Genomic DNA, 12,881 nt, shown 5'->3' with positions numbered 1-12,881 from the left:
CGATGCGGGCTCGCTGGTTGTGACTTTATCGGTGGGCTGCGCCGTCTTGGGCTATGGCCGGAGGGCCAGTTGTTGTCCGTGGGAGGCTGAGAGGGTCGGCAGGCGCGCCGGGATGAGCTGCACAAGATTTAGCGGTTGGCGTGGCGGCCGCCACGAGAGGCGGGGTTTCGGGCGTTGTTTCCTCGGGAGGAGCGGCCGCATCCGATGCAAGAGGCGGTTGAAGTGGTGGTCGGCCGGATGCGGGGGCCGGGGTTGATGCTTCCAGGCTTGCCAGACGGAGCACCCCTGTGTCGGCGGGGAGGGCAAGTATTGGCGGGGCGGGCCCCCTGGCCAGCGTGTTGAAGGAGGACACGAGCGTGCTGTTGGGGCCCTGCTGCACGCCCAGGCCCTCATACGTCGACACGGTCGAGGCGACGCGTGCCGTCCAGCGCAGCAGCGAGGGCGGGGTCACCTCCGCTCGCGCGGAGTCGGCATCGGCTGCTTGTAGCCGGGCGTCTCGTCTTGCGGCGTAACCCGGTTGCGCAGGATGTGTTCGGCTAGCAGGAGCGTTTGCACACTAGGCCATTTCGTTTGGATCAGACGGTCGTTGGTCCGGGTGTGCCGTTGACTGATGCGCAGTGGGCGCGGATCGAGCCGTTACTCCCGGACCGGACGCCGAAGCGGGGTGGCCGCTGGCGGGATCATCGTGAGGTGATCGACGCGATCGCCTTCAAGTTCCAGACCGGTACTCAGTGGGTGCACCTGCCGGAGAAGTACGGCAACTGGCGGGGCGTCTACAACCGGCTGCGAATGTGGGCCGTCGACGGCACCTGGGAGCGGGTGTTCACCGCGCTGGTCGCTCAGGCAGACGCCGACGAAGACCTCGACTGGGCCGTCTCGGTCGACTCGACCATCGTGCGCGCACACCAGCGCGCGGCCGGAGCCCGCAAAAAGGGGCCCCGGCCGGCGAGCCGGACGATCACGCCATCGGCCGGTCCCGCGGCGGACTGACCACGAAGATCCACCTCGCGGCCGACGGCCGGTGCCGACCACTGGCGTTCGTCCTCACCGCCGGCCAGGCCGGCGACGCACCCGCTTTCACGGACGTCATGTCCCGCCTGCCCGTTCCCCGCCCCTTTGGACGGCCCCGCACCAGGCCGGACCTGGTCCTGGGCGACAAGGCGTACTCCCGCGCGATCCGCGACCACCTGCGCAGACGTGACATCCGCGCGGTGATTCCGGAACGCGCCGACCAGCAGGCCAACCGGCGGCAGCGCGGACAGGCGGGCGGCAGACCGCCGGCCTTCGACCGTGAGGCATACAAGCAGCGCAACACCGTCGAGCGGTGCACCAACCGCCTGAAGCAGTGGCGCGGCATCGCCCACCCGCTACGAGAAGACCGCGACCATCTCCCTCGCCGGACTTCACATCGCGGGCATCTTCCTCTGGTCCGCCCGCTGATCCAGGGTCTGTCAAACGAGCGGTGTAACTGGGGTTGTTGGAGTTACTGACGGGCTGCGGAGAGGCGGCCGTCGAAGGTGATGTCGAAGGCGTTGAGTGCGGTCTTCCAGCGCATGGTCCAGCGGGCCTGTCCCTTGCCGGTGGGGTCGAGGGACATGATCGCCATGTAGACGCATTTCAGGGCGGCCTGCTCGTTGGGGAAGTGTCCGCGGGCCTTGACCGCCCGGCGGATACGGGCATTCACCGACTCGATCGCGTTCGTCGTGCAGACGATGCGGCGGATCTCGGTGTCGAACCGCAGGAATGGGGTGAACTCCTCCCAGGCGTTCTCCCACAGTTTCACGATCGCCGGATACTTTCGGCCCCAGGCATCGGCGAACTCGGCGAACCGGTCCAGGGCGGCCTCTTCGGTGGGAGCGGTGTAGACGGGCTTGAGAAGCTTGGCGATCTTGTCCCAGTCCTGGCGGGCGGCATAGCGGAAGGAGTTCCGCAGCAGATGCACGACACAGGTCTGCACGATCGTCCGGGGCCAGACGGTCTCCACCGCCTCGGGCAGGCCCTTGAGCCCGTCGCAGACCAGCATGAGCACGTCGCTGACGCCGCGGTTCTTGATCTCCGTGAGGATGTGCAGCCAGTGCTTGGCGCCCTCGCCGCCGTCGCCGGCCCACAACCCCAGGACCTCCCGTCGGCCCTCGGCGGTGACGGCCAGGGCGACATAGATGGGCCGGTTGGCGACCGCACCGTCGCGGATCTTCACGTGGATGGCGTCGATGAAGACCACCGGATAGACGGCGTCGAGCGGGCGGCCCTGCCATTCGGCCATGCCCTCGAGCACCTTGTCGGTGATGGTGGAGATGGTCTGGCGGGAGACCTCGGCTCCATAGACCTCGGCCAGGTGGGCCTGAACCTCGCCGGTGGTCAGGCCCTTCGCGGCGAGTGAGATGACCATCTCGTCGACGCCGGTCAGGCGCTTCTGCCGCTTCTTGACGATCTTCGGTTCGAAGGAGCCGTCGCGGTCGCGGGGCACGGTTATCTCCACCGGGCCCACGTCGGTCAGCACGGTCTTGGAGCGTTTGCCGTTGCGGGAGTTGCCGCCGTTCTTGCCGGCCGCATCGTGCTTGTCATAGCCGAGGTGGTCGGTGATCTCGCCCTCCAGGGCGGACTCCAGCAGCCGCTTGGTCAGTTGCTGCAGCAGCCCGCCCTCGCCTGTCAGCTGCAGGCCCTCGGCCTGGGCCCGGTGCACCAGCTCGTCGATCAACTGGTCGTCCACGGCCTTCGCCGACACCGCCTCTGCCGACTCGACAGACTTGGGATCGGTCACGTTCTCACTGGTCATCGATGCATCTTCCATGATCGGGAGTTACACCGAACGTCTTACAGTCCCCTGATCCAAACGAAACCGCCTAGACGCATAGGGGGTGACGGACCCCTGGGGTCCGTCACCGTTGGCTCAGAAGAGCCAGCTGACGAGTTCGTTGATCAGAGCACGGATCACCGCGCTGACCACTACGCGTGAGGTACCGAGAAGTGCCTCACGGCGCAGGACGAACTTGTGCAGGAACCGGGACATTGCATCTCCAGAGCGCAGACTGGGCCGAGGTTGCGCCACATCCCTCGAGAGGGTCGTGCGTTCGTCTCGGCGTTGTCGTCGCCTGAAGAGTCAATGAGGTTCCGCGCACCTCCCAGGGAGGCGTGCAGCGGTATGTACTCTACGGCGGATACACGTTGGTGTGGCGGTGCTTGAGGAATTTCCCCTCTCTGGTCTTCATAGAGGTGCAGCAGGATGAGGGGGGAGTTGTGGTCAAGTCGTTTTGCCGCGACCTTTTGAGGACGCCTGCACTGCATCCGCGACAAGGAGCACCCCCATGTCCCTGGACTCCCGCCTGTGGGGCAAGGCTGCCGGGCTGGGCAAGAACGCCCGCGGGGCTCACCGCATGCACCCTTTGATCTGTCATCTGCTGGATACGGCAGCCGTCGCAGAGGTCGTCTGGGATGAACTGCTGACCTCGCACCAGCGGAGCATGGTGGTCGAGGCGCTGCAGGTTCCGGACGAGGAGGTGCGGGCGCTCGCGGTGTTCTGGTCGGGTCTGCACGACATCGGCAAGATCAGTGTGCCGTTCCAACTGCACCGCAGCGGCCCGAAGAGCGCGGATGGAGTGCTGCTGGCGCAGGAGTTGGGTGGTGAGCAGGGGTACGGATTCGCGGCTGACGCCGCGCAGGACAGGCTGTCGCATGAGGCGGCGGCGCACTGGTGGCTGACGGGGATTTTCGAGGAGATCGGCTATCCGTCGTCGAAGCGGCGTCCGCAGTCCCAGCTCAGTCACGCGGTGGCCCAAATGCTCGGTGGGCACGGCGGTCGCTACCACCCGGCCGTCTACGGCAAGGATTACAGGTGCCCTGTCGCCCGTCACCCCGGTCTGGGCACGGGTAGTTGGGAGGAGCAGCGGCGGGTCCACTTCGATGAGGTGCGCAGAGTGACAGGGGCGACCTCGGTTCCGCAAGGGCGGATGACGCCGGGAGCGGCTGTCGTTCTGACGGGGTTGGTGACCCTGTCGGACTGGCTGGCCAGCATCGAAGTGGAGATCCGGGCCAGGCTCAGGGAGGAGGGATGGGCTGGGGCTCCTGAAGATCTGGACGCTTACTGGCAGATCGCCCGCGAAGCGGCTTTGCGTCTGGTGCACAAGACCGACCTGCTCGGGACGGGTTTCGCCCGGCCGAATCCGGTTCAGTGTGCGGGTGAGACCAGCCTTTTGGCCAGCATGGAGGGCCAGTTGCCTAATTTGGTGACCGAACACGGTCCGGGCTTGGTGGTGGTGACGTCTTCGCCGTCGGAGGAGCGTACGGAAGCGGCTCTTCGCGCAGCGGCGGTCCTCGGGCATGCAGCGGGCGCGCGCGGTCTTTTCTATGCGCTGCCGACCGGTTCATCGGCCGACAGCCACATGGCGCAGGTGCATGCTTTCGCTGAGCGGGCCCTGACGGGACCCTGGCGGTCGCTTCTGCTTCACAGCTCTTCGCGGTTGAAGCCGGCGGAAGCCGCGAAGCAGTGGGCGCAGGCCCATGCGGCCGGTGATGTCAGCGCGGAGCCTGGTGAGGAGTGGGTCCTGGCAGCGAACAGCTGGCTCAACTCCCATCACCGCGCACTGCTTGCTGCGCTGGGCACGGGGACGGTGGACGAACTTCTCCAGGCGGTCTTGCCGGTGAGGTTCAACGTGATGCGACTTTTTGCCTTCTCCGGCAAGGTCGTCGTGGTGGACGAGGCCCATGCCCGCGGTGCCTGGGGGCAGAAGCTGATGCTCCGGTTTCTGGAGTGGGCCGCTGCGCTGCGGATTCCAGTTGTCCTGGCCGCGATGTCGGCGGACAAGTCGATTGATGCGATGCTGGCGGCCTATCGCCGTGGCGCTGGAGGGGGCAATGAGCCCATGGTGCAGCCTCGCCGGCTGCCGGCGTGGTCGTTCGTGGATGCCCACTCCGCAGGCGGGCACCTGCCTCGGCAGCCTGCGCAAGCCGTTCGCGCCGGCACGCTCGAAATCAAGGTCCTTGATGGTGCACCGTACGACGAGATCCAGGCGGCTCTTGGGCCTCTGGTCGAGGCCGGCAACGGCAGGGCCGTCGTCTACCGGTCAACGCCTGCGGAAGCCATCCGTACGTTCCGTCAGCTCTCGCAGGACCTGCCCGGCCTCGGAGTAACCCTGCTTCATGAACAGATGCGCAACAAGGACCGATGGCGGCGTCTCGCGGCCTGCCGGAAAACCTTCTCTCCCGACGGCGGCATCAGCGGCCCTTCCGCGCTGGTGACGACGCCGATGCTGCAACACGTCAGAGGTCTGCGATTCGACCTCGTCGTATCGGGGCCGGCGCCGCTCGCGGACCTGCTGGCCCGTGCGGCACAGGGCGTGGGTGTCCAGCCGCGGCTCGTGGTGCTCCGAGCGGACAACAAATCTGAACTGGACGACGTCGCCCTGGTGCGGCGTACTGACACAGTTCTGGGGGCCGGCAGGACGATTTCGATGCCGGAGGAAGTGCCCCTGCTGTTGGATGAGGTTTACGCCGACGAACTCGTCGACAGGCTGGGGGAGGCTGCGGCGCGTGAGCTTCAGCAGCTGGACAACCGGCGGACGGTCCGAGAACGAAGGGCCAGCGGTACTGCAGGTTGGCTGCAGGTGCCGGGGCCGCGGGAGCTTGATGGCGATCTCGGCCTGCTGAGCCGCGACCAGCCCGGTATGGAGCCCGAACTGCTCTCCTCCGTGCTCGGCGAGGAGATGGTGCATGTGGTGTGCCTGTACCCGGGGTCTCTGTTGGAGGACGGGGTCCTCACGGAGAAGCTTGCACGCGATTCCAAGCGCAGACCGAAGCCGGGCCAGCTTGTCCCCTACCTGATCCCAGTACCGCAGCGACTCGTCGACGGCGTGGCGGGCGATGCAAACAGCGTCTGGCGCGACATGGCCGCCCTCAAGACTGTTCTCCGGCTGAACATGACCTGGGAAGACGGTACGTGGGTGCGAACCGGCGAGGGGCACCGGTTCCACGTAGACGAACTGGGCCTGACGGTCGACCGGTTGCCGTAACGGCCCACATCCTTCCCGCTTGTCCTTCTAGTATCTGGTGACGCGCAACGATGGGGGGAGGGGCGTGAACACGTCTGCGTCGAATCTGATCGACCAGCCATGGATCCCGGTCGCGTGGGTGAAGGGGCAGTCGGGCCCACCTGAAGTGGGGCTCAGGGATCTGTTTGTGCACGCCCGAAAAATCCGCACTCTGCTGATCCCGGAAGCTCCGGCTCACTCGGCGCTGCTGCGCTTGCTGTACGCGCTGACCGCCCGGATCACCGCTCTGGACGAGGCAGGTCCCGGAAGCTGGGGCGACCGGCGGGAACAGGTCCTCGAACAAGGGTTTCCTGAGCAGAGCATCGACCTGGCTGACGGCCGCAAAGCCGGCATCGAAGGCTACTTCGGTCAGTGGAGTTACCGCTTCAACCTGTTCGACGGCGATCGTCCGTGGCTCCAGGACCCCCGCCTCCCTGAGCAGTGCGACAGGAACAACACTGCCGGCGTCCACAAGCTGGTCATGAGCCGGGCAGCGGGCAACAACCACTCATGGTTCGAGCACTGGAGCCACGACACTCCCGTGCCTCTCAATCTTTCGCAGACGGCATTATCGCTGCTGACCTGGCATTACTGGGGAGACCCCGGCGCCCTTTCGAGACGTGCGGTCGGGCACGTGAGGAGCCACTATGCGAAAGCTTCACCACTGCGAGCCGCGCTGTCGTACCACCCGCAGTGCGACAACCTGCTCCTGACGCTGCTGGCCGGTCTCACACCGCCGGACGGCGACGTCAGCCGGCACACGGACCTGTGCCCATGGGAGCGCGAAGACCTCCCAGACCCGCTCAAGCCGATGCCCGAGCCGCAGGGCCCCTGCTCACGGCTCACCGCCTGTTCACAGCACGCACTCTGTCTCATCCCCGCCCCGGACGGCGAGCATACGGCCGACGCGTACATCACCTGGGCTTATGACGCCGAGCGGATCCGGCCGGAAGACGACTACTTGATCTGGGACATCGCCAAGGACGGGAAGACATTCCCCCGGCTGGCATGCTCCTCCCGTTCTCTGTGGCGCGACATCGACGCCCTCCTGCTCAAGCAACTGGACGACGCAAACCCCATCCAGCCGAAGGTCATGGACCATGCCTTCGACGTCAGCGAGTACTTACGGGTACGCGCCCTCGGCTTCGAACAGGACGCCAGCCAGGCAGCCAACCACCAGTACGTCGACTCCGTGACCCCGGTGCTCCTATCCCGAGTGGAAGAGGATGCGGCGAGCACCGAGCGGCCCGTACGCCAGCTCCGCGAACTCGGCGAGCTCTTCGGGCACCGGCTGGAGCAGGCCACCAAGGAAGCTTGGCTGAAGTACACGGATGACAAGAAGAACGATCCGGGGGCCTGGCTGGACGCGGTCGCGGCACGGTACTGGCCGTTGGCGGAGGACGAGTTCTGGTCGCGGTTCCGGCAGTTGACACGCTCTGGCGGCCCCATGGCCACCGGCTTCGACTTCGAGACCGCATGCCGAGCCTTTGGACGGCACGCGCTCGACGCCTACGAGGCAGTGACCGGCTCCGTGACGCGCACACCACGAGGCGCCAAGGCCGTCACCAGGGCGAAGGCCATCATTCTCGCCGCCCTGAAAGACCCGCACAAAGCGATGGAACAACCGGCGATGAAAAGTGCGGCCAAGAAGTCGTGACCGTCGCCCGCCGACCCGAGGACAAGCTGTGACCTTCCAAGCTTCTGAAGCGAGCAAGCGGCAGAGGAATCGCGCCACGTACGCCGCTTTCACCGCACACATTGAACATCTGTGCCGCACAGACCCCGGTGCCCGTGCGGCGCTGCGCGCGGGCCTGCGCCGCGACCTGGACCACCCGGGCACACGCCCTATGCACCGGCTGCTGACGCCGCGACTGCCGGAAGGGTGCGACGACAAGACAGCGCAGGCTCACTACACAGTAGCCTCGCTGATCGCGGCTCAGCCCCGACACGCCTTCTTACCCGCCCCGGGAGACGACGAAGACACCGCAGACGAACACGAGGCGGCAAAGGAGCAGGCTCCTCGGGAGGAAGAAGAACCGGACGAGACGGGAACTCCGCCCGGACCGACCCCGTATGGCTCCTCGTTCGGTGCCACCCTGGGCCGAGCCGTCACCGCAAAGGGCACCTCAATGCGGATGAGCGCCGCAGAAAGCCGTATCAACCTCCTGACGCGGCAGAGCCTGCGCGGTATCCACCTGCACCTCCCTGCGGCGGTGAATCAGGTACGCACCACCGACGCCTCCATCGACTGGGAACAGTTGCTGGCAGACCTCGTCGACTGGCCGTACCAGTCGGGGCGTATCAGCCGCCGCTGGCTGCAGGACTTCTACCGGATCACGGCCGGCGCCGACCAGGACTGACCCTCACCCACAGGAGATCCCCAATGAACCTCAAGCCACGTTTCATCGACATCCACGTCGTCCAACCAGTCCCCTACGCGAACCTGAATCGGGACGACACCAATTCGGTGAAAAGCATGCTCTACGGCGACGCCCTGCGTACCCGCATCTCCAGCCAGTCCTGGAAGCGGGCCACCCGCAAGCACTTCCAGGACACGCTCGGCGAGAACGCGCTGCGCACACGCCGTATCGGCGAGCGAGTCGCCGAGGTGCTTCGCGAGCGTGGGTGGGACAAGGCGCTTGCCCAGCGCGCGGGCGCGCATGTTGCGGCGGGGAGCAGCATCAAGTGGGAGGTGGCCAAGGGGAAGGACAAGCAACCCATCACGAACAAGGTCCTGACCAACGCGCTCATCTATCTTCCCGAAGACGCTGTCGAGGACTTGGCCGACATCGCCGAAGCCAACAAGGACGCGCTCACGACCGACTTCACCGGCAAAGGAAAGAACAAGCCCGAAAGCGCCCTGAAGGGGAAGATCGACCAAATCCTCGTTAAAAGGAACGGGGTCATCAACCTCTTCGGACGCATGCTCACCGAGGTCGACCAGGCCAATGTCGACGGTGCCGTCCAGGTCGCGCACGCCTTCACCACACACACCACTGAGGTCGAACTCGACTACTTCGCAGCTGTCGACGACGTCACCGAAGCGAAGGATGATGAAACGGGCAGTGGCCACATGGGCACTGCCGAGTTCAGCACCGGCACCTTCTACCGGTTCGCCACCGTCGATCTCAACGAACTCATCAAGAATCTGAGCGATGACAGCGACATCGCACTCGATGCCGCCCGCGAGCTCGCCGGCCAGTTCCTGCTCTCCTTCATCGAGTCCCTGCCGCAGGCGAAAAAGAACTCCACCGCCCCGCACACCATCCCGCATCTGGTCCACGTGGCGGTCCGCTCCGACCGGCCGCTGTCGTTCGCCGCAGCCTTCGAAGAACCCGTACGATCAGCCGGACACGGCGGCTTCGTCGCGCGCTCCGTAGGAAGCATCGATGCGTACGCCAAGGCCGCGAACACTCTCCTCGGCCCCGACCGAGTTCTGCACGCGGCACATGCTTCCCTCCAGTTCGACAAGCTCGAGCATCTCGGCGAGCGCCACTCGTCCTTCAAGGCTCTCGTCACCGCAACCGTCGACTTCGCTCTCGCCGAGGCCCCGCAGTGACCGACCGCCCCTCCCGAGGGCTGCTGTTGCGTCTGGCAGGCCCACTCCAGTCCTGGGGCACGCACAGCAAGTACGCGCGACGTGACACAGCCCGATTCCCCACCCGGTCGGGCATCGTGGGCATGCTAGCCGCAGGTCTCGGACGAGGGCGCCAGGCGTCCTTGGACGACCTCACGAAGCTGTCGATGACCGTACGTGTCGACCGACCCGGTGTCGTACTGTCCGACTTCCACACCGTCGGCGGTGGGCTGCCCGCCGATGAGACAGTAATCACCGTCGACGGAAAACACCGCCCCGAGGGTAAGGGCACTCTGGTATCCAGGCGCCAGTACCTAGCCGACGCTGCTTTCACCCTCGCGCTGACGTCCGATGATGAAGCGCTGCTACACGCCTGCGCCGCTGCCCTGCGTGACCCGTACTGGCCGCTCTTCCTCGGCCGCCGGTCATGCCCGCCGGAAGGCCCGATCCTCCTGGGCTGCGGGGAAGATCCGCTGCGCCACCTGGTACAGCTGCCCTTAGCTGCCAAAAGGCCGCGCACCGGTCGGCAGCCGGTTGAGTTCTACGGCGACAGACCGCTCGGTGCGCTCCCCGTGAACTCCGACGCCCCGGACAAGGGCGACGGGGATCACCACAGCGGCGAGGTCACCGACGAGCCCATGTCATTCGCACCACTGGCACGCCAGTACCGGCCTCGGCCGCTGTACCGGCGTGCCGTGCACCTACCGGACGCCGCCTACAAAGGCTTCGGCACCCGCTACCTGGAGACGCTCCAAAGCTACATCGACACCCACTTCGCGACGGCGGAAAGGAGCACCCGGTGACTGCATGGCCGGACCCCATCGTGCCCTACTATCGCGAGGCCCGCCGAACTGAGCGGCAATGTGCAAGGCACCCGACTGCGCCAGCGCATGGTGCAGATGTTCCCCGACACGCTCCAAGCGGCGTACGACTCCTCCTACACCCTCATCGACGCTGCCTGCTCCACCAAAGCGCGGGCGCGAACAGGCTCATACTCCGGCTGGCCGGCCCGATGCAGCCCCCGGGCGAACGCAAGGCGTTCACCCCCGACGGGGACACCGCCCCGCTCCCCAGGCGCTCCGCGCTACGCGGCGCGCTTGCCGCGGCGCAGGGCATCACCCGCCAGGACACAGGCGCACTCGAACGGTACGAGGCTCTGAGGTTCACCGTCCGGGTGGACCGGCCCGGCGGCCGGCGAAGCAGACGTGCACACCGTGTACGACATTCCCCTCTGCTTCGCCCTGCACGGCCGCAACTACGCACGACGCCAGCTCCACCGCACCAGGGAACGGTGCTCCCGGCACCTGGTCACCGGCCCCACACCTCCCAACGAAGCTGGTCCACTACGCCATGAAGGAGGCCGCCGCATGAGCCCCCGCGCGGCCCTCGCCCGCATCCGCCTCAATCCCCACAGCCGCGCCGTCCAGCGCGACCTGCGCAACGCTACCGACATGCACCGCACCCTTATGCGTCTGGTACCCGACGGCTTGGGCGGCAGTCCCCGGCAGGCGGCCGGGCTCCTGTACCGCCTCGACGTAACCGACACCTTCAGCACCCTCCTGGTCCAGGCCGCCACCCTCGACCCGACACGCCTGCCAGATGACTACGGCCACGCCGACGTCAAAGACCTCACCCCGGTGTTCAACGCCCTTCAGAAGGGCCTCGTTGTCCGCTACCGGATCGTCGTTAACCCGGTCAAAACCGAACGCCTGCCACTGGAGAACAAGGGCCAACGTGGTAAACGCATCGCGCTCACCGGGCCGGACGCCGACCAGTGGTGGGCACGCCGCGCCCACGAGGCAGGACTGCACCTGACCACAGCGCTGCCCACCCTGGTCGCTGCCGTGCACGGCCGCGGCGACAGCGCCGCCGCGGTGCGGCATCACCTGGTGCGCTACGACGGCACCGCCACTGTCACTGACCCTGACGCCCTGGCCGAGGCCGTACTGGTCGGCATCGGACGGGCCAAGTCTTACGGCGCTGGGCTGCTCAGCCTTGCCCGCGCGGCCGCATGAGCCCACGTTCGACGGCGGCCAGGCCCATAAGCGCCTGGCCGCGACCGCCCTGGCCTTGCTCTCCCCGGCGTCGCCGACTTCCTGTACTTCTTGTACCTCGACGTCCTCCTCGCCGAGGGAGGATGTTCGGACCCCGCGTGTGGATCGCTCAGCCGGCCCCCCGTCCTCCCCGCTGATATCGGGGGCGACCCGTGGGAAAGAGGCACCCCCACGTCGGTGAGGAGGACCCCACGGCGCGAACGCGTACGAGTGGGACGGCGTCGCTGGTCGGCAGAGCACCCCAGTGGTGGGGGAGGACTCGGCCCTCCAGCTCACGGACGAGCAGAACGACGGCACACCCCCACGGCGGCAGGGAGGACGCACGGGCACACGGTGACTCGGGGACCACCCACGGAGCACCCCCGCGTCAGCGGGGAGGACGTCAGTTTCCGCGATCCTCGCCTGCGCCTGACGCAGCCACACCGGCTGGCGCCTGCACCGCACCCGGGTACCAGTGCCCCGCTCCCTCGCAGGCCCCCCACAGACCCTGAGCCTGATCGCCTACGCCCACCTCGAGGAAAGCGCATGAACCACCTGGTGATCGCACGCATCCGCCTCAACCCGCACAGCTGCGACGTGCAGCGGGACCTGCGCGACGCTACCCAGATGCACCGCACCGTCATGCGGATGGTCCCCGACAACCTCGGCGACGCCCCCCGACAGCAGGCCGGGCTGCTGTACCGCCTGGAGGGGACCGACACCTCCAGCACTCTCCTCGTCCAAGCCACCACGCTCGACCCGGCACGCCTGCCCACCGGATACGGCCAAGCCGACGTCAAGAGTCCCGCCCCGATGTTCACCGCACTGCGCAAGGGGGCTCGGCGTCCGCTACCGCATCGTCCTTAACCCCGCCAAACGCGAGCGACTCACTTTGGAGGACAAGGGCAAGCGGGGACGGATCGTGCCGTTCTCCGGCGCTGACGCCGACCAGTGGTGGCTTCGCCGAGCCACCGAAGCCGGCCTCGACCTCCACGTCCTGACCCCCACCAGCATGGAGCCGGCCCGCCCCCGCAGCCGAGACGCCACCCGTATGCGGCACAGCCTGCTCCGCTACGACGGCACCGCCACCGTCACCGACCCCGATGCCCTTGAAGACGCCGTCATCCACGGCATCGGACGGGGCAAACCGTACGGCGCGGGACTGCTCAGCCTCGCGCCCGCAACAACCGCGTGAGCCCGCCACGCCGGGGCGGCGACGCGCGCAGACGCCTCGCCGCGCCCACCCTG

The 12,881-nt window shown here is 67.0% G+C and carries 10 protein-coding genes and 1 pseudogene; 10 read left to right on the top strand and 1 reads right to left on the bottom strand.

All coding sequences use genetic code 11. The features are described from left to right. The first annotated feature begins 570 nt into the window (after positions 1 to 570). A pseudogene (locus tag ACWD1U_RS23385) lies at positions 571 to 1,440 on the top strand (IS5 family transposase). 43 nt (positions 1,441 to 1,483) lie between these two features. Here ACWD1U_RS23385 and ACWD1U_RS23380 read toward each other — a convergent pair. After that, positions 1,484 to 2,776, bottom strand: a complete 1,293-nt coding sequence (locus ACWD1U_RS23380; protein ID WP_451110157.1) for an IS256 family transposase — start codon at positions 2,774 to 2,776, stop codon at positions 1,484 to 1,486. 529 nt (positions 2,777 to 3,305) lie between these two features. Here ACWD1U_RS23380 and ACWD1U_RS23375 point away from each other — a divergent pair. The 9 genes from ACWD1U_RS23375 (at position 3,306) to ACWD1U_RS23335 (ending at position 12,828) form a co-directional block, all read left to right on the top strand. After that, positions 3,306 to 6,005 (top strand): CRISPR-associated endonuclease Cas3'', encoded by a 2,700-nt coding sequence (locus tag ACWD1U_RS23375; protein WP_451110155.1) that lies wholly within the window; start codon positions 3,306 to 3,308, stop codon positions 6,003 to 6,005. Positions 6,006 to 6,069: 64 nt separating this feature from the next. Then, positions 6,070 to 7,680 (top strand): type I-E CRISPR-associated protein Cse1/CasA, encoded by a 1,611-nt coding sequence (gene casA, locus ACWD1U_RS23370; RefSeq protein ID WP_451110154.1) that lies wholly within the window; start codon positions 6,070 to 6,072, stop codon positions 7,678 to 7,680. Positions 7,681 to 7,708: 28 nt separating this feature from the next. Continuing rightward, on the top strand, positions 7,709 to 8,383 hold the full coding sequence (gene casB / locus ACWD1U_RS23365) for a type I-E CRISPR-associated protein Cse2/CasB (RefSeq protein ID WP_451110152.1): 675 nt from the start codon (positions 7,709 to 7,711) through the stop codon (positions 8,381 to 8,383). Between the two features lie 23 nt (positions 8,384 to 8,406). Further along, entirely contained in the window at positions 8,407 to 9,582 is a 1,176-nt protein-coding gene (gene cas7e, locus ACWD1U_RS23360) for a type I-E CRISPR-associated protein Cas7/Cse4/CasC (RefSeq protein ID WP_451110150.1), read from the top strand. After that, positions 9,579 to 10,403, top strand: coding sequence for a type I-E CRISPR-associated protein Cas5/CasD (gene cas5e, locus ACWD1U_RS23355; RefSeq protein WP_451110149.1), 825 nt, complete (start codon positions 9,579 to 9,581; stop codon positions 10,401 to 10,403). Before cas7e ends, cas5e begins: the two co-directional genes overlap by 4 nt. Next, entirely contained in the window at positions 10,400 to 10,954 is a 555-nt protein-coding gene (gene cas5 / locus ACWD1U_RS23350; RefSeq protein WP_451110147.1) for a CRISPR-associated protein Cas5, read from the top strand. Before cas5e ends, cas5 begins: the two co-directional genes overlap by 4 nt. A gap of 13 nt (positions 10,955 to 10,967) precedes the next feature. Beyond that, a complete protein-coding gene (cas6e, locus tag ACWD1U_RS23345; RefSeq protein ID WP_451110145.1) occupies positions 10,968 to 11,615 on the top strand; it encodes a type I-E CRISPR-associated protein Cas6/Cse3/CasE in 648 nt (215 codons plus the stop codon). A gap of 564 nt (positions 11,616 to 12,179) precedes the next feature. Continuing rightward, the gene (locus ACWD1U_RS23340) at positions 12,180 to 12,500 is read left to right on the top strand and encodes a type I-E CRISPR-associated protein Cas6/Cse3/CasE (RefSeq protein ID WP_451110144.1); all 321 of its coding nucleotides are present in this window, start codon (positions 12,180 to 12,182) and stop codon (positions 12,498 to 12,500) included. Between the two features lie 25 nt (positions 12,501 to 12,525). Then, positions 12,526 to 12,828, top strand: coding sequence for a type I-E CRISPR-associated protein Cas6/Cse3/CasE (locus ACWD1U_RS23335; protein WP_451110142.1), 303 nt, complete (start codon positions 12,526 to 12,528; stop codon positions 12,826 to 12,828). Positions 12,829 to 12,881: the final 53 nt, after the last annotated feature.

The organism is Streptomyces sp. NPDC002788 (assembly GCF_053592115.1).
Note: the sequence above shows the minus strand (reverse complement) of the source record. Positions and strands in the feature narration are given on the sequence as shown.

Excerpts from the sequence above, each read along its gene's own strand:
- ACWD1U_RS23380 (WP_451110157.1), bottom strand. The coding sequence starts at position 2,776 with ATGACCAGTGAGAACGTGACCGATCCCAAGTCTGTCGAGTCGGCAGAG.
- ACWD1U_RS23375 (WP_451110155.1), top strand. The coding sequence starts at position 3,306 with ATGTCCCTGGACTCCCGCCTGTGGGGCAAGGCTGCCGGGCTGGGCAAG.
- cas7e (WP_451110150.1), top strand. The coding sequence starts at position 8,407 with ATGAACCTCAAGCCACGTTTCATCGACATCCACGTCGTCCAACCAGTC.
- cas6e (WP_451110145.1), top strand. The coding sequence starts at position 10,968 with ATGAGCCCCCGCGCGGCCCTCGCCCGCATCCGCCTCAATCCCCACAGC.
- ACWD1U_RS23340 (WP_451110144.1), top strand. The coding sequence starts at position 12,180 with ATGAACCACCTGGTGATCGCACGCATCCGCCTCAACCCGCACAGCTGC.